The organism is Salinispora pacifica CNR114 (assembly GCF_000514775.1).
Taxonomy (GTDB): Bacteria; Actinomycetota; Actinomycetes; order Mycobacteriales; family Micromonosporaceae; genus Micromonospora; species Micromonospora pacifica.
Genome location: NZ_AZWO01000041.1, coordinates 1 through 15277, shown reverse-complemented (window position 1 = coordinate 15277; position 15277 = coordinate 1). Strand labels below are relative to the sequence as shown.

At 67.4% G+C, this 15277-nt stretch carries 18 protein-coding genes and 1 pseudogene; 4 read left to right on the top strand and 15 right to left on the bottom strand.

All coding sequences use genetic code 11. The annotated features are described in order from the left end of the window. Positions 1 to 107: 107 nt before the first annotated feature. The 10 genes from B118_RS0121045 to B118_RS0121000 form a co-directional block, all read right to left on the bottom strand. On the bottom strand, positions 108 to 2306 hold the full coding sequence (locus tag B118_RS0121045; RefSeq protein ID WP_028193371.1) for a cell division protein FtsK: 2199 nt from the start codon (positions 2304 to 2306) through the stop codon (positions 108 to 110). A 90-nt stretch (positions 2307 to 2396) separates the two neighbouring features. Continuing rightward, positions 2397 to 2564: a hypothetical protein gene (locus B118_RS31935; protein ID WP_155256587.1), complete on the bottom strand. Its 168-nt coding sequence runs from the start codon at positions 2562 to 2564 to the stop codon at positions 2397 to 2399. 78 nt (positions 2565 to 2642) lie between these two features. Further along, on the bottom strand, positions 2643 to 3110 hold the full coding sequence (locus tag B118_RS0121035) for a DUF3307 domain-containing protein (RefSeq protein ID WP_028193370.1): 468 nt from the start codon (positions 3108 to 3110) through the stop codon (positions 2643 to 2645). A gap of 124 nt (positions 3111 to 3234) precedes the next feature. Next, on the bottom strand, positions 3235 to 3405 hold the full coding sequence (locus B118_RS32520; RefSeq protein ID WP_202902352.1) for a hypothetical protein: 171 nt from the start codon (positions 3403 to 3405) through the stop codon (positions 3235 to 3237). A gap of 97 nt (positions 3406 to 3502) precedes the next feature. Next, the gene (locus B118_RS32515) at positions 3503 to 3667 is read right to left on the bottom strand and encodes a hypothetical protein (protein WP_202902351.1); all 165 of its coding nucleotides are present in this window, start codon (positions 3665 to 3667) and stop codon (positions 3503 to 3505) included. A 28-nt stretch (positions 3668 to 3695) separates the two neighbouring features. Beyond that, positions 3696 to 3887 carry a hypothetical protein gene (locus B118_RS0121020; protein ID WP_028193369.1) on the bottom strand — a complete coding sequence of 64 codons (192 nt, stop codon included), beginning with the start codon at positions 3885 to 3887 and terminating at the stop codon, positions 3696 to 3698. Positions 3888 to 4229: 342 nt separating this feature from the next. Next, positions 4230 to 5039: a hypothetical protein gene (locus B118_RS0121015; RefSeq protein WP_028193368.1), complete on the bottom strand. Its 810-nt coding sequence runs from the start codon at positions 5037 to 5039 to the stop codon at positions 4230 to 4232. A gap of 15 nt (positions 5040 to 5054) precedes the next feature. Beyond that, complete coding sequence (locus B118_RS0121010) at positions 5055 to 5720, bottom strand: NUDIX domain-containing protein (RefSeq protein ID WP_028193367.1); 666 nt, start codon at positions 5718 to 5720, stop codon at positions 5055 to 5057. After that, positions 5717 to 6091, bottom strand: a complete 375-nt coding sequence (locus tag B118_RS0121005; protein WP_028191229.1) for an RRQRL motif-containing zinc-binding protein — start codon at positions 6089 to 6091, stop codon at positions 5717 to 5719. Before B118_RS0121005 ends, B118_RS0121010 begins: the two co-directional genes overlap by 4 nt. Continuing rightward, on the bottom strand, positions 6091 to 6315 hold the full coding sequence (locus B118_RS0121000; RefSeq protein ID WP_028193366.1) for a DUF6284 family protein: 225 nt from the start codon (positions 6313 to 6315) through the stop codon (positions 6091 to 6093). Before B118_RS0121000 ends, B118_RS0121005 begins: the two co-directional genes overlap by 1 nt. Before the next feature lie 358 nt (positions 6316 to 6673). On the opposite strand from B118_RS0121000, the gene B118_RS30900 reads away from it, so the two are divergent. Together B118_RS30900 and B118_RS30895 are read left to right on the top strand one after the other, a co-directional pair. After that, positions 6674 to 7501 (top strand): GntR family transcriptional regulator, encoded by an 828-nt coding sequence (locus B118_RS30900; protein WP_080678121.1) that lies wholly within the window; start codon positions 6674 to 6676, stop codon positions 7499 to 7501. A 1-nt stretch (position 7502) separates the two neighbouring features. After that, complete coding sequence (locus tag B118_RS30895; RefSeq protein WP_080678120.1) at positions 7503 to 8321, top strand: glycosyltransferase family 2 protein; 819 nt, start codon at positions 7503 to 7505, stop codon at positions 8319 to 8321. A gap of 860 nt (positions 8322 to 9181) precedes the next feature. Here B118_RS30895 and B118_RS0120990 read toward each other — a convergent pair. The 3 genes from B118_RS0120990 to B118_RS0120980 all read right to left on the bottom strand — a co-directional run bounded on the left by B118_RS0120990 (position 9182) and on the right by B118_RS0120980 (position 12873). Beyond that, the gene (locus tag B118_RS0120990) at positions 9182 to 9898 is read right to left on the bottom strand and encodes a hypothetical protein (protein WP_050576948.1); all 717 of its coding nucleotides are present in this window, start codon (positions 9896 to 9898) and stop codon (positions 9182 to 9184) included. 145 nt (positions 9899 to 10043) lie between these two features. Then, positions 10044 to 12158 carry a hypothetical protein gene (locus tag B118_RS0120985; protein ID WP_028193365.1) on the bottom strand — a complete coding sequence of 705 codons (2115 nt, stop codon included), beginning with the start codon at positions 12156 to 12158 and terminating at the stop codon, positions 10044 to 10046. Then, complete coding sequence (locus B118_RS0120980) at positions 12151 to 12873, bottom strand: hypothetical protein (protein ID WP_027648627.1); 723 nt, start codon at positions 12871 to 12873, stop codon at positions 12151 to 12153. Before B118_RS0120980 ends, B118_RS0120985 begins: the two co-directional genes overlap by 8 nt. Positions 12874 to 13028: 155 nt before the next feature. Here B118_RS0120980 and B118_RS0120975 point away from each other — a divergent pair, with 155 nt between their 5' ends. Continuing rightward, positions 13029 to 13532 (top strand): Pycsar system effector family protein, encoded by a 504-nt coding sequence (locus B118_RS0120975; protein ID WP_027648626.1) that lies wholly within the window; start codon positions 13029 to 13031, stop codon positions 13530 to 13532. Positions 13533 to 13605: 73 nt separating this feature from the next. Then, positions 13606 to 14289, top strand: coding sequence for a Crp/Fnr family transcriptional regulator (locus B118_RS0120970; RefSeq protein ID WP_027648625.1), 684 nt, complete (start codon positions 13606 to 13608; stop codon positions 14287 to 14289). Positions 14290 to 14711: 422 nt separating this feature from the next. Here B118_RS0120970 and B118_RS33130 read toward each other — a convergent pair whose 3' ends face one another. Then, on the bottom strand, positions 14712 to 14912 hold the full coding sequence (locus B118_RS33130) for a hypothetical protein (protein WP_238324067.1): 201 nt from the start codon (positions 14910 to 14912) through the stop codon (positions 14712 to 14714). A gap of 85 nt (positions 14913 to 14997) precedes the next feature. Further along, positions 14998 to 15277: pseudogene (locus B118_RS33125) on the bottom strand (hypothetical protein); the annotation flags it as partial.

The window sequence follows — 15277 nt, the reverse complement described above, 5'->3', positions numbered from 1 at the left end:
GGGGAGGCCGCTAGATTCCTAGCGTCCTGATCAGGTATCGGATGCCGTCCTAGGGGTGGTCCTAGGTCTAGGAGGTGCCTGCTCCTAGACCTAGGACCAAACCCGGGTTAGCTCGCGTCCCGCTTCCGGTTACGCTCGGCTATCGTCGCGATGATCGCGGCGCGTTCGAAACCGCCCCGGTTCGCACCCTTGCCGGTGTCTGGGTCGGTGCCCCACGTCTGCCCGACCTTCACCCCGAACGGCTTGAGCGCCACGGTCACCTGCTCGCCGTCCCAGCCGGTGTAGACCTCGGGCCGCAGCTCGGCCAGCCGAGCCGCGACGGTGCGGCACCACACCTTGGCCTCACTGGCGGGCACCACGGCGGTGATGTCGTCGAGCAGGTTGTAGGACAGCGCCTGGACCTTGGCGGGCTGCTCACCGAGGGCGTGCCCGGTTAACCGCCCGGCGGCCTCCCGAGCGATGCGGGCGCGAGCCGCGATCTTCTCGGCTAGGGGGCCGTCGATGTTGACGGTGGTGGTGATCCGGGCGTCGGCGCCCTCACCGACGAAGTAGCCCGTGCCCTTGTCCGTCCAGGCGAACATCGTGGCGCGGATGCCCTGCTTGTACTGCGAGGTACCGAGCACCATGTCGTTCTCGGTCTGCCCCATCACCTTGAGACAGAACCGCGTCGATGCGTTCGCGCTGATCCCGGTCGGGAGGCTCTTGGCGTCCGGCCGCTGGGTGGCGAACACGGGGATGATCCCGAGCGCCGGCCCTCGCTTCACAAGGTCGGTGGAGATGGCCTCCAACTCCTTGCCGTACTCGGGGTGCTCGAACCACTTCTGACACTCGTCCACCCCGACGACCAGCGGATGCAGGCCAAGCGACTTCTTCGAGGCCAGTTCAGGCGTGACCTTGTTCTCGGGGCAGAGGTCGCGGGGCAGGCCGCGGATCACCTTGGCGCGTCGGCGCAGCTCGTCGCGCAGCTCCCGCATGCCGGCCACCGCGTACTCGATGTCCTCGTCTTCCTCCCCGGCGCGGTAGCGGTGCGCGACCTGCTCCAACGCCGACAGGTCACCGGTGCCCTTGAGGTCGTAGGCGTGGATCTCCGCACGCGGGTCCAACGCCGCGATCAACAGCACCTCCCGCAGGGTGAAGGTCTTTCCCATGCGGGGGATGGAACCGATGACCATGGCCATGAACATCAGCGTGAGGTCAACCCATCGGCCGCGCGGGTCGGTGCCGAACGGCTGCGGCCGGAACAGGTCCACGCTGCCGGCCTTGAGCAGCGGCCACACCGGCTTCCGGGCCTTGGACATGTCCTGATCCCCAACCCAGAGCACAAGTCGGCCGGGGTGCACCTCGGGCTGCCCCTCCGGCCACACACACCCGAGCGGGCGGGAGAGGCCGGCGGCGAGCTTTTCCCGCTTCTCGATGACCTCGGTCGCGGTGACCCCGTTCGGCAGCTCCACATCGGCGCGCCAGCCGGGGCCGTCGCGGGTGATCGGGGCGGGGAACCAGTCCTTGCCCCGGTCGCCCTTGGACAGCGCCTGGTTGATGCCGGTGATGCCGAGGTTGCCCAACGCCCGTACCACCACATCCGAGGTGAGTTTCTGCACGCGGGGCACGACCACGGCGGTGTCGAGCAGGGGCTTATCCGCCGGGCGGCCGAGCGCACCGAGGGCGGCGAGCAGTGCGGCGAGGGTGGCGTAACGGGCCTCGGCCGGGGCGAGGGCGTAGGCGATACCCAGCGCGGGCAGCACGCCCAGCACGACGGCGGCGGTGATGAAGCCGCGCCACCGGACGCGCCGGTCCCGCAGCCGCGACACCTTGAGGTACATCTCCGCGTCGCCCTTGTCCGCCGTCAACTGGCGCACGTGCTCACCTTGCAGGTCAAACAGCCAGCGCCCCCACCCGCCGAGCAGTCGGCCCGCGCCGCGCGGGGCACGCCATGCCAGCTTGCCGGCGTACTTGGGGGTGCGGGTCAGGTGGAACGTTCCGGCGTGGAACAGGTGCCCGACCGTCCAACGGGCGGCGTCGCGCAGCTCGGCACGCGAGCGCAGCCACGCCGGCACAATCGGCCGACGCTTCGCGTCCTGCAACCCCGCCACCGTGAACCGCGGCGACCGCTGCGCGGCCGGCGAATCCACCAGACGCGGGCCGGTCTCGCCCAGGTCGCCGTCGTCGGGCGGGGTGGGTGCCTGCCGGCGGGACCGGGCGGCATCCAGGTTCACCACCTCGGCATCCACGCCGCCGGTGGTGGTGGGGTCGGTCAGGTCCGCCTCAGCGGCCTGCCAGTCGAAACGCTCGTCTTGGGGGGACGTCATGATGGGGGAACCTCCAACAGGTCAGGGGATCGGTAGGGGGCCGGCGGCGCGGCGCGGTTTGCGAGGCCAGGGCCGCGCCGCCGGGCGGGGTCAGGACTTGTGTTTGCGGGCGCAGACCGGGCAGGTGATCGTGGTTCCCGGCGGCATTTCCACCTCGCCGGTGAGGTCCACACCACACAGCCCACGCAGCGCTTTCTTGCGGGGGTTCAGGACATGCACGGCAGCAGACGCCGCCGGCGGTGTCGTACGACCGAACATTGCGGTTCCCTTCCGGCGGCCAGAGGGTCTGGCGGCCACCGCACACCACCGGGTGAGGACCGGTGGTGACGGAGACGGTCAGGCCGCGATGAGCAGCGCGGATACGAACAGAAACCCGATGTGCCAGGACTGGTCCAAGGCGTGGGCGCCGGTTCCCAGGCAGGGCTTGTCGTCACGGCCGGGGCGGGGTGCGCCGAGGGCGTAGAAGCGGGCCGAGCCGAGCGCGTCGGCGATTCGCTTGAGCGGGGTACGCCGGTCGGCGGCGTAGTGCGACACCGCCGAGACGGTCAGTCCGACGCTGACCGCCCACGGATCCAGGCGCAGCCCGGTGCCGGCGGCCAGGACCGCCAGCGCTACCAGGGCCGTGAGGGTGTAGGTGGCGACGTGGGTGGCGCAGGCGATGCGGCCCGGCCACCCGGGCATGCCCTTACGGTCGGCCTGGCGCTGCGACTGGACCCAGTGGTCGCCCACCTGGTGAGCAACATAGAGAGCAACGAACACGGCTGCGAACACGGCGGCGTGCGCGCCGGTCGGGTCTGCGAACATGAGGGGCATCTCCCCGGGGTCGGTAGGTGCGGCTCAGGGGTGAGGGCCGGCGGCACAGCCCACAGGCATGGAAACCAGTGCTGTGCCGCCGGGTGGGGTTAGTTGGCCGGGCGGCGTACGCCGGTCATCGCTTCACGATCCGTGCGGTCGACCCCTTGGGGTACCCGCCCGTCTTCTCCACGCTGTCCTTGATCCGCTCGGCGTCGTTCAGGTCGCGTGCATCCGTGGCCCATCGGCACTTGCGGCCCGGGTGGTTCTCCGTCGCGACTACGTAGTACGAGTCCTTCTTCGCCATCGCTGGCGCTCCCTTCCGGCCGTCCAGACGGTCTGGCGGCCACCACCCAGCACCAGCCCCGGGCGGGGGGCTGGTGCTGGACGGAGGCGGTCAGTGGCTATCGGCGGCGGCGGGTCAGGAGGCGGGTTAGGGGGCCTTCGGTGATCGTTTGAGTGGTGTACTCGTCGTAGCCGCGGAGGTGCCGCGGCAGAGTCGTCTCGACCACCTCCACCCGCCCCGACTTGGTGATCTGGTGGCCGTACTCCTTCTTGGTGCCGAACACGTGAGGGGTCCTTTCGACGCAGGGTGGGCTAGCGGATGGTGAGGTCGCCATGGATCTCGTCGGCCTGCCAGCCGACTCGGGCGCCGCCGGAGCGGATGTTCTCGACGCGCCCGGTGCTGGGCTTGGTGGGCTTGGGGGGCTTGGGGGTTTTGCGGCCCTTGACCTCACCGACCTGACAATCGATGCGGTCGTTGCCGGAAGCGCGGTTGATGCGTCCCACGGTGGTTCCCTTCTGGGTTGTGCCGTCCAGGCGGTCTGGCGGCCACCGCGCCCCACCGGACCGGCGATGGTCCGGTGGGGACGGAGGCGGTCAGGGGCTATCGGCGGTGGCGGCGGGCGATCCGGTCAGCGGCGACCTGGCCGCGGCTGCCGGCGGGGAGGCGGGCCTCACGGGTTGCCGTGACTGCGATGGAGGGGCAGTAGCCGCAGCGGCCGGTGTTCTGGCAGGTGCAAGCCGGAGGGCGGGTACGCTTGGCCATTCGGATCGGACTCCTGTCCGTGAAGGGCGCCGGCGGCACAGCACTGGTTTCTGAGGCCGTTTGGGCTGTGCCGCCGGGCGGGGTCAGTCGTGCGAGCGAACGAGGTGCGCCAGGGCGGCACCCATTCCGAGCACAGCAACGGGCAGGCAGGACACGAGGGTGGTGATCCACCACGGGGCGGACTCGACACCGGCCGCGACAAGAAGGTGGTAGGCGACCTGGCCGAGCGCGCCGATCGCGAGGGAGCCGAGCGCGGACCACTTCGCGAATGTCCGTGCCCGGGGCGGTACTCGGCCGGACAGCCACACGTACAGCGCGTACGCGGCGTACGCCTCCACCCCGATCGGCAGCGTGATCGCGCTGTCGATGGTGGCCCACGAACCCGGTTCCACGATCCCGGGTAGCAGGTCCACCTTTCCGAACCCGGTGAGCTTGCCGAGCCCCACCCATCCGGACCAGACGGCCACGAACGCGCCGAGGGCCATCAGCACGACCGGCCACACCATCGGTCGGCGATCGGTTCGGGGCGTGATGTTGGTGCCCAGGTCTGCGACGGGTGTGGGCTGCGTAATGTCCGGTTCTGGGGCGTCATTGGCGGCCGGTGTTGGCTCCACCGTCGGGGCGGGGTCGGTCGTGGCGGGTGGGGTGGGCTCGGTCGGATCTGATCTCGTGTCGGTGGGCTCCGGGGTGGGCTCGTTGTCGGCCGGCGGCGCGGGCAGTGGGGTGCGGGTCAGCTCAGCGAGGATCGCGTCGGCTTTCGGCCCGCCTACGTGCAGCTCCTTTTTGATGCGGTTGCGAGACGGGACCGTGCCGAGCTGCGCGGCCAGGTCCCGCGCGGCGGGCACCAGGTCTTTTACCGGTTTCGGGTACGCGGACAGCGTGGGGGCAGTCATCGGGGAAACCTCCGATCAGTGAGTGAGGGCGTCCGCGATCAGGTCGCGGTGGGCTGGGAACAGCCGGCCGCCGTGTAGCACGTCGAGGTGGGTCAGTAGGCAGTCGTAGTCGTCGGCGGGGAGCCAGTCGGCGCGGCGGGCGTCGTCGGCGCCGGTCACGTCCGGCAGGATGCGGAAACCGCACCGGAGGTCGATGTGGACAGGGGTGGTGACCATCCACGCCTCATCCGAGGCCCTCGGGTCGGGCACGTACCGGGCGGGCAGCGTCGTAATCCGCGGGTCGGTGGGGTCGGCGACAAGTCCGGTTTCCTCGGTCAGCTCGCGAAACGCGGCGGCGGTGGGGGTCTCGCCGGGGTCGACGTGGCCGCCGGGCAGCGCCCATCCGTGGTTGTCGTCGCGCTCGATCAGCAGCAACCACCGGTCACCGTCGGAATCCGTTGCGGTGACGATCGCGTCGGCGGCCTGAGCCTCTCCCCAGTGGCCGAGCTCGTTGCGGCCGTAGCGGATGCCGGTCGGTGCGTGCGGGTTGACCGGCCGTCCGTCGACCAGGGGAAACGGAATCGCTGCGACAGCCCGGCGGGCGGTCCAGTCGATACGGGTCGGGTCCATCTCCGGGTCGGCCCACGACGCCCCGGCAGCGATGCCGTTCAGGACACTGGGGTGGGTGTAGGTGCGGTTCATGCTGCTTCCTCCATGGGGTAGGCACAGTCGACGCACTCGCCGAGCGAGAGCGGGATGCAGTAGGGGCGGACGGTCCGGCAGGTGGGGCAGGTGCGGCGGGCGGTCAGCGCCTTGGCGAGCGCCGCCAGGACGGCCGGCGACGCAGTGCGCTTGGGCCGGGCCAGGTCGAGTCGGTACAAATGCGCGACGCGAGTACCGCCGACGCCGCGCCACAGCACCTGAGCGGCGACCGGCTGACCACCGGGGCGTAGGCCGGCGGAGCGTAGTTGGCGGCGGGTGGCGTAGCCGGGTGGTGCACCCCGCCACCAGTAGGTGGGGATGCCGTACCGTGCCCCGTCCGGATCCCAGTAGGCGGCGCGGATGCGCGACATCAGGCCGCGCGGTGCGCGTCGGTGCGGGCGTTCAGGTCGGCGGCGGCGCGGGTCACGCGAGCCTCGGCCCGGCGCAACCGACGCCAGTCCAGCGGCGACGGGCCGCCGTGGTCCTCGGCGTAGAGCATCGTGATCTCGGCGTCGAGCACGTCCAGCTCGGCCGCGATCAACGGCCACTCACGATCAATAGCCGCCAGGTCAGCGGCAGACGGTTCTGCAAACACGGGAACCTCCGGTACAGCTCGAAGCAGCAGGTACAGGTGTCGTTGTGCAGTGCGCGCAACCCGCCTCACTCGCTCCGCTCACCCGGGACCTACCGAGATCGACCGCCATGCGGCTCAATGCAAAGTTCCTGCTCAGCGAGCTACGCGCACTTGTTCCAGTCGCTGTGGAGTTGTCAAAGATCAACCGAACCCGGCGTCTCATGGGCGTACGGCAACGCGTGCCGCCGTTCCCCGAGCCACCGACCGGCTTGGCACCTCTGTACTTCGGTACCGAGGTGAAAAGCACGCTAGGGCATGTTGGCTCAGCGCGCAAGTACTTCGCTACCGAGGTTCCGAAGCTGCTGGTAGCATCCGACAAATGGAGCCAGACCGAACGCTGGGCACCGTCCCCTTGCATGATCAGATCGCCGACGACCTTCGAGCGCGGATCGCGTCCGGTGAGTACGCGCCAGGGCAGTCCTTGCCGTCGGTTCGGCAGCTTCAGGAGCGCTGGGGCTGCGCTGACGGGACAGTCCGCGAAGCAATCGCAATTTTGCTAGGTGAAGGTCGCATTACCAGTAGCCGAGGGGCGCGAGCTCGGGTGCGAATTCCACCCACCCGCAGTGAACTTGCTATATCGATCAGCCCGGAAGCCGCCCAAACGCAGAAAGATCTGGCGCTTCAGTCGGAAGAGGAGCGCGCAGCGACAGGTGCCGTGGAGTTGGCGCTCGGTGTGCCGATCAACCAAACTAGATTCACTGCAACGTATTCAAGAGTGCAGGCGGATCAGGAGTTGGCGACAGAATTCGATGTGAAGGTTGGCACGGAGCTACTCAGGCGTTCCTATCGAACCGTAAACAGAGACGGCGGTCGCTTAATCCTTTCAAGTGTTTCACACGTGCCCGTTTCGCTAGTCGAGCAAAACCCAGAGCTGCTAGACGAGAAGAATGAGCCGTGGCCCGGTGGGCACTGGCATCAACTACACACGGTTGGCATAGAAATAGATCGGCTCGACAACTCAATAATTGCGCTTCAGCCAACTACCCGTCAGCGTCAGGATTGGGGCATGGACCCTGGGGTGCCGCTACTCTGTCTGCGTAGCCGATCCGTGGATACTCTTGGACGGGTAGTGGAGGTTGCCGACTCAACCTATCCGGCCGACCGTACGGCTATCCGGTATAGCCATCAACTCAAAAGGTGGGAATAGCGTGCCGACCCTATCGATTATTACAGCCGCTTACGCGCCGGGTGCGGCGTATCTGAAGGAAACGGTCGCAGGTGTTGAGCAGCAGGAACTTCCTACTGGTTGGCAGCTTGAGTGGGTCGTCCAGGAAGACGGCGCAGCGCCATCTCTGGCACATAAGTTCGCAAACGTAAAGTCAGTTCTGTATGAGGCAAACGGCGCGCAACTGGGTGCAGCGGCAACGCGAAACCTTGCCCTCTCCCGGGCTTCAGGGGATCTGATTCAGGTACTGGATTCGGACGATGTTCTGCTACCTGGCGCGCTCGGCACACTCATACCGGCTTTTGATGACAATCGCATTCATTGGGCAGTTGGGCAAGCCGATGACCTGATGCCAGATGGTTCCAGGGTTCCATGGGATTCCGCTCTTGACTACGGCACGGTGAGAGCGGGAAGCGTGAATCGTTGGGCCGAGTCGCATGGCGGAAACTGGCCGATCCATTGTGCTGGGCTAATGCTTCGAGCGCTATCGCTTCGCGCCATTGGCGGATGGGTTGGGTTGCCGGGTGATGAGGATATCGCAATGTTTGCCGCCTTGTCTGAAATTGCAGATGGTTGCAATGTCGATAAGGTGACCTGGCTGTATCGTCAGCATCCGCAGCAGATCACGAGATCAGGGGCAACGCGGCACCTGAGCGAGGATTGCCGCCGTCTCGCGCTTCAACGAGCCAAGGCAGTTCAGCTAACCGGGCTCAACTTCGCAGACCAGGGAAGCTGCGGCTTCATTCCGAACGCTCACCTGGTTGACGTCGGACCGGCGCTTAAGGGGGAGAAGCCGATCTAGCCTGAAACGCTCCGGTTGCGCCCGGTTAGGCTCCGGCGGTGGCGTGCTCCGTCGCACTGGTTTCTGATGGTGGCGCTTCAGGGGCTGTGTCTCACTTGCGGGATGCGGTGCTGTGACCAGCGCAGACGTCTCCGCCACGAGGGGTCGACCTAGCACCGACACCGGCACCCGAGTCCCCGGTGTCCCTCCTGTCCCTGGTGTCCCCCAACCCGCCTTGACCAGCGAAAACATGGGGGACAGTACCTGCGATAGGTGTCCCCCACGACCGGGGCGAGCGGGGCGGCTCGACACACACCCTCTGTTTCAGTTCGGACTGTGTGGATTCCAAGTCGTGCCATTAGCGTGCCATTAGCTCAGGCCGGCTGGGGTCACTCCAGGCCACTCACCGCAGGGTTCAGCTCGGCCGGATAGCGGTGATCAGGGGTCCTTGTATGGTTCCCAAGCTGACAGTGCGGGTTCGATTCCCGTCACCCGCTCCAACGTTTACCTGCTCAGGACTCGATTCTGCGGGCCGAACAATCGGTGTCCACCGATATGCGATGATCGCTTGTTGAGGAATGAGTCGCGATTGCTGTTCGTTCCGCTGCGAGATTCCGGCCAGCGGCGGCGCACAACCCGTGTGGTATTCGGACAAAGCGGTCGGACGGAAGTCCAAGGGTGCCACCGTCAGATCGGAAGTCTGACGGTGTGATCGTGGCGTCGTTCAGTGCACCTCCACTTGCCGGCCACTTATACCTCGGCTTGGTTGGCGAGCTAGAGCTCACGCCACTTACCGGACGAACTACCCAACATGTCGCTCGGCGTGCTGACCCTTTCCCGCCGATCGGACGTCTCATGTCGGGTCGACTTTCCAGCCTGACTCACACCGGGCCGCCTCCATCGCCGGCTGGGGTGGTCGAGGCTGGCTGGACGACTCCGTCGGCGCGGCGCTCCAACCGCTCACGCAGCTGCTCGAAATGCTCAGAACGCTCTTGCATGTCACTGCTGTTGGCCTTCTCCGCCATCATGTCCTCGAGCTTCTCCCCGGCCGCCCGCTGCTCCGCGACGATCCGACCCACCACCTCGGCGAGCTCCTTCTCAGTCATCTCAGCGGCACCCGCGGCGGCAGGGCTGCCCAGCAGGTCGGCCAGGATATCTGTCCACTGCCGGCTGAGCCGCTCGGTGTACTCGGCGCGACGTACCCGCACATCATGCTCGCAATCCAGCCTGATCAACTGCTCCCAGTACGGCCGGACCGCCTCCTTGACCTGCTCGTCCAGTTCCACCCATACGTACGGCCGGCAGGTCGCCGCTATTCCCCGCAAGGCGAATGGCCAGGGGCCGCCCTCGATGAGCGCCTGCTGCAGTTCCTGTTCCATTTCCCGGGCGTGGTGGGGTGCGTGGTTACGCGCATGTCGCGCCGCGAGCGCCTTCAGCCGTCTGATCGGGTACGGCGCAAGGGCGTCCATGAGACTCGACAACTGCTCCTGGTAGACGCCCTCGGCCGACCAGTGAAAGGTGGCGTGCACCCGAAAGGTGAAGACGTAACCACTCGCCGGGACCACCAGGGGTGTCTGTAACGTGCGCTGTCCGCGCACCTGCGGGGGAGGAGGTGGGGGTGAGACCGGTGTCGGAGGCAACGGCTCCGGCGGGCTCAACGCGCGGATGAACGCCCGCCAGATCCGGCCAAGCCAGGCACTGAAGCGCAGCCACCGACTAACTGAAGGCCCCACCGGGCCGGTCTCAACGCTCACGGGTCGTTCGTCCTTCCAGTCGTACCCACTCCGGGATGCCGTTGCCGAGTTCGGGGGTTCTAGTTAGGTAGAAGGTGACCCGCCGACGGTTCGCGGGGGTCGTGATGATCGCGTCTAGCAGCGCGCCGACATGTATCCGTACGTCGTCATTGCCGTCCGCGTAGCGAATCCACGAAGCGAGCGTGGTCGCGGACACCGGCGCGCAGTCCGAGTCGAAGAACCCGCCGCGCCAGAGGTGACCGAGTGCCTCTGGATCTACCTGCCCTTCGACGATCCGTTGCAGCAGGTCGGGCCGGCCGTCGAGGGACGTCGCCTCGATCCGGGCGGTCAGCGCCACAACAGCCCGCGCGACATGCACCCGGAATGGCGCGGCGAGTGGCCAACCAGCCAACTCGTCAATGATCCAGCCAGCCCGCTCGGGGCGGTAGAGCTGATTCACCGCCGCCGCAACCGCATGGCGGGGCACCTGCATCGGATCCTCGGCGATTCGCAACAGGTCCAACATGCTCCACGCCAGGAACGTCTGCTCGAGGCCGCTCGCGTAGACCCGCGCGGCCGTGTCGTGCTGGTACTTGTAATTCCCGGAACACCACTCGCGGAGCTTGGCGCGCACCTTCGGCGCTGCGTCGCCACCCTTCGCCGAGTAAGTCAGGGCCCACGCCGCGGCCTGACGGACCGCTCTCCTTGGCGACTTCGCCCAGTCGTCGATCAGATCCTTGTACACCCGGACGAAGTCGAGATCCGCAAGCAGGCCGGCGGCCTCTGCGGCCGCTCGCTGCATGACCTCGTCATTGTCTCTACCCAGCCGATCGAGCCATCTCAGCAGAGATCGGCGGGTGCCGTCGAAGTCGTGCCAAGCCACATCGATGATCGCGCCGCGCAGTCCGGGATCGCGAATCCACGCGGTGCGGGACGACCCGGTGCGCTCGGTGCCCGGTTCGCAGGCGGCCAGCCAGTCGTCCTCCAGTTCCGCGCCGAGCAACTGCTGGACCGGATGTTGTAGTGCCATGTTGCCCCAGTCCGGGCGAAGTGCCGCGGTGTCAATCTCCTGAAGGAGCAGGTCAGCGGCTTCGAAAACGTAGTGCAACGGGCGGCGTCGGAAGACCGCGTACGCCAATCGGAAGGCCCGTTCGTGCTGGCTCGCCCGGCGCCGCCCCGTAGACCCGTCCGGCTTGGGCAGCATGATGTCCGAGGCGCGTTCCCGGCGCTTCGGCTGGGAACGCTGGAGGATGGCGTGCAAGGCCTCCGGGTTCGACGGCTGCTTGACGGTGATCGCCGCCGCGAGGGCGACACACTCTTTGGGCCCGTAAGTCGCTTTGAGCTCTGTGTCCACCGCGCCCCGGCACTCCTCCACCGTCAGGTGCACGGCCGGCGGCTGCGTACCGAGATGGTTGTTGAAGACGGCGATCGGATCGGGTGCCCTGTGCGGCACCTCACCACCGTGCTGGTCCCACTGCCGCAGCCGACCTTCTTTGATCAGCAGGAGGCTCGAATTGTGGCTGCGGAACAGGGGCGCGAGCCTGCGCATTGCGGCGAGGTGATCGTCCTCCGCAAGCCTCAGCACGAATCCGCTGTCCACCGCCACCAGATCCGGCGTCCCGGTCAGTCTCTCGGGCGGTACGCCGGTGGGCAGCACCACCTCGTGCACGTGGTCGGATCCGTACCGGCGGGCGAGCGCGGCTCGAGCCGTACTGAATCGACCCGAATTTCGGGGCCCGAGCAAGCAGACCGTCGACCGCTCCGCCAGCAGGGAATCGAGCATCTCGTCGGCGTCGGCTGGTGCATAGACCTTCAGCAGACTGTCGACGCCGGGAAGCTCGCCGATGATCGGATCGAGCGGCTTCTCCCAGTTGTAGTTGTTCATCGTGTTGTGCGTGCCGAACTGCGTCGGCCCGAAGGGGGTTGTATCGGTGAAGCGCATGCCTGACTGCGTGGGCCCGACGGTGGTCGGGCCGGTGTAGCGCGCCCCGAACAACTCCTCGGTGACGTCTGGGTCGGCTCTCAGCACGTCGGGGTCGATAGGGGCGTCGTCCTCCTTCGGTACCTCGGGCTTCGGCGGAGACTCCGACGCGACGGGCGGCTCCTGCGCTTGCTCGTCATCCACGGGGATTCCCCATGGTGTTGTGGTTGCCAAACTGGGTGGGCCCGTGGGTGGTGACGCCGTGAAAGACCTGGCCGGCGGGGACCGGGACCTGCGACCCCGGGCGCGGCTCGTCTGCCCGGGGACCGCCGTTGCCCGTGGTTTCGCCGGGCACATGGATCCACGCCGTGGCTTCGAAGTTGTTCTCCGGTATCTCGGCCGTGACCTTGGCGAACTGGTCCGGGCGAAGGTCCTGGTAGTGCACGATGACGTCGTGGTACACCGAGTCTGAGACGATCAGCGCGGCGTTAGCGCCCCGGTGCGTCCGTAGCGCCTGCTTGAGCTGCGGCGAGTCGTTCAACCGGCAAACATGCACGACCGCGTCGCTGGGAAAGCCGTTGGCGCCGTCCAGATGTACGAGTCCCTGGTGGACCGCGAGACGCAGCCGGATTTTCGCCTCGGGCGCTAGTCCTTGATTGTGTTCCCGTAACAGCCGATCGACGACCGGCGCGAGCCTCCCGACGACCGCGCGCTCGCTGACCTGAGGCGGCAGGATGGCCAACTCGCCGTCGCCGCCCGGCTGGACGCGCCAGCTGTCGCGGTCGAGTCCGGCCTCGGCGCAGGCCTCTTCCATGATTTGCTTGAACGCTACCTGGGCGCGATGTTGCAGTACGTTGCTGCGCTTGCTGTAGCTCTCCATGTCAACGGCGACAACGACTCGGCGGTGCGGATCCTGCATGACGGGCCCTTCGATGACGGATGCGGTCGCCCTCCTTCCTACCGACGTGGCCACCAGCCAACTACGTACTTCTATGGGTTGTCCGGAACCCGATCTTCGGCCCAACGACATAGGAAGATGCCTTCTTCTCCGGCGTCGCAGGATGCACTAACGGCATGACCGTTGCCGATCAGTCCGACGTCCACCTCGACCTCCACTCCGCCCTGTACACCGCTACGTCGTTGCAGACCACCATCCGCCACGCCGATGCCAAGGCACGGATCATGCTTGGCCTGCTGGGCGGCTCGGTTGTCGTCGTCCTGCAGCAGGCACCGACCCTGGCCCGATGCGACAGTGCTCCCCTGCTGACGGTCACCGCCGTCGCGGCCGTGGTCTGGCTCGCCGCCCTGGCCGCCGGCGGCTGGCATCTGGTGGCGGCGGTGTCGCCGCGCCTGTCCCCGGCCGGCCGCGCCAACCGTTTCGCCTTCCCGGCCACGCGACCCGCGACGACCGGCGTCCGTGAGCAGCGCAACGATGCCTGGGACCTGGTATCGGCCCTAGCCGGTATCGCCGTGGACAAGCATTCCCTGGTGCGGCGGGCCCGCCTCGCCCTGGCGGTCGCCATGTTCGCGGCCGGGATATTGACGGCGCTTACCACCATCGTGGCGATCGCCATGTAGCGCGGACGCGGACGGCGTGCTGTAGTCAGGTCTGCTCAGAAAGTCAGCACCCTGGACCGCGCGGAGGCGGAGCGTGACCGACACCCCCTGGCTACCCGGCACGCTATTGCGCCGCATCGACGAAACGAGTCGCCGCGCGCTGCTCCGGCTGGGAGTCGAGCGGACCGCGACGGCGTCCCGGGTGCTGCTGAGCGAGGGCGTCCAGGAGTCACACGTGATCCTCTTGGAAGACGCCCTTGCGAAGGTCACCGTGGCGATGACCGACGGCCGCCAGGCCCTCATCGACGTCCGGGTTTCGGGCGACATGATCGGCGAGATGTCCGCCCTCAACGGCGAGCCGCGCTCGGCAACCGTGACCACGTGCCGGACCTCGAAGATCCGGATCATCCAGCGCAGCGAACTCCGAGCCTTCCTGCGCGGATACCCGGACGCGGCCATGGAACTGGCCGGCATCGTCGCGAACCGCCTTCGCTCCGCGAACCGCCGCCGCGTCGATTTCGCCGCCCACCCTGTCAAGATCCGTCTGGCCCGGGTCCTCTGGGAGATTGCTGCGGCCTACGGCTATCGCGACCGCGACGGCATCGTCGTCGACATCCACCTGACCCAGGACGAGCTGGCGACCATGTGCGGCGCCGCTGAGATCACGCTGCAGAAGGCCCTGCGCGACTTGCGAAAGGCCGGCATCGTCGCCACCGGCTACCGCCGGATGCTGGTACGCGACGCCGCTGCCCTCCAGCGGTGCGCCGACACCCCCTGACGCTGGCCGCCCAAGGAGTCACCTGGCCCTCCACATCCAACACCGGAAGCATCGGATCTACGAATCGGGTGATAGGTGCGGCACGCGCCCTGCTGGCCGGTTGATTGCCGCCCGTCTAAGCGTTGGTCGCAGTAGGACGATCCGACATCAGGTGCGCCTGCGTTGGCTAACTTGTTGGGGAACCGTCCGGCATCGGCTGCCCGAGTCCGGGACGCGCTGGGATACCGCTGAGACGTATGGGCATTTCAGCGGTACTCATCCGGAACTGTGCAAGATCAAGTGGGACGGTTGTCGCGTTGTTCCCAAGCTGACAGTGCGGGTTCGATTCCCGTCACCCGCTCCACGCACGAAAGCCCTGGTCAGGGCAGATGTCCCGCCAGGGCTTCCGTCGTTCTAGGTCCTGCTGAAACAAGAATGGGCCACTAGCTTGCCGGGGTGGCCGGTCCGTCGCCCTCGGTAGCCCGCTTGACCCGGCGCTTGCTCGGCTTGCGCCGGGCCGCCTTGACGGCCTGGTCGATCGCGTCGGCGATGCCCTGGTCGGCCTCCCTGTTGGCGTGCTGGTAGATCAGCGCGGCGCGGGGGCTGTCGTGACCCATCCGCGCCATGATGTCGCGCAGGCTCATGCCTGGCGCTCGCGACGCGAGCGTGTTGCCGGTGTGCCGCAGGGTCGTGAAAGTACAGTTCAGAACACCCACGGCAGCGACCGCCTCAGGCCACTTGACCAGCTTGTTGAAGTTGCCGCGCCAGAGGTTCGGGCTGCTCTCGCCAGGACAGCAGGATGGGAGCGCCAGCCACGGTGGCAGCGATGACGCCCGCGCTACCGACGGCACCGGCCAGATAGCCGGCGGCGAGGCCAGGGTGGCGGCCACGGGTTTGGGAGATGCGTCCGACGGCATTGGCTGCCAGCACGGAACCGGCGGTGCCCACGGCACTGGGCAGACCGGCAAGGCTGGTGGAGTTGATGTGCTCCAGTGGTCCAGCGACAGTC

What these genes read in the sequence shown, in the direction of transcription:
- B118_RS0121045 (WP_028193371.1), bottom strand. Translation starts at nt 2,306, where the DNA reads ATGACGTCCCCCCAAGACGAGCGTTTCGACTGGCAGGCCGCTGAGGCG.
- B118_RS31935 (WP_155256587.1), bottom strand. Translation starts at nt 2,564, where the DNA reads ATGTTCGGTCGTACGACACCGCCGGCGGCGTCTGCTGCCGTGCATGTC.
- B118_RS0121035 (WP_028193370.1), bottom strand. Translation starts at nt 3,110, where the DNA reads ATGTTCGCAGACCCGACCGGCGCGCACGCCGCCGTGTTCGCAGCCGTG.
- B118_RS32520 (WP_202902352.1), bottom strand. Translation starts at nt 3,405, where the DNA reads ATGGCGAAGAAGGACTCGTACTACGTAGTCGCGACGGAGAACCACCCG.
- B118_RS0121015 (WP_028193368.1), bottom strand. Translation starts at nt 5,039, where the DNA reads ATGACTGCCCCCACGCTGTCCGCGTACCCGAAACCGGTAAAAGACCTG.
- B118_RS0121010 (WP_028193367.1), bottom strand. Translation starts at nt 5,720, where the DNA reads ATGAACCGCACCTACACCCACCCCAGTGTCCTGAACGGCATCGCTGCC.
- B118_RS0121005 (WP_028191229.1), bottom strand. Translation starts at nt 6,091, where the DNA reads ATGTCGCGCATCCGCGCCGCCTACTGGGATCCGGACGGGGCACGGTAC.
- B118_RS30900 (WP_080678121.1), top strand. Translation starts at nt 6,674, where the DNA reads ATGGAGCCAGACCGAACGCTGGGCACCGTCCCCTTGCATGATCAGATC.
- B118_RS0120980 (WP_027648627.1), bottom strand. Translation starts at nt 12,873, where the DNA reads ATGCAGGATCCGCACCGCCGAGTCGTTGTCGCCGTTGACATGGAGAGC.
- B118_RS0120975 (WP_027648626.1), top strand. Translation starts at nt 13,029, where the DNA reads ATGACCGTTGCCGATCAGTCCGACGTCCACCTCGACCTCCACTCCGCC.
- B118_RS33130 (WP_238324067.1), bottom strand. Translation starts at nt 14,912, where the DNA reads ATGAGCCTGCGCGACATCATGGCGCGGATGGGTCACGACAGCCCCCGC.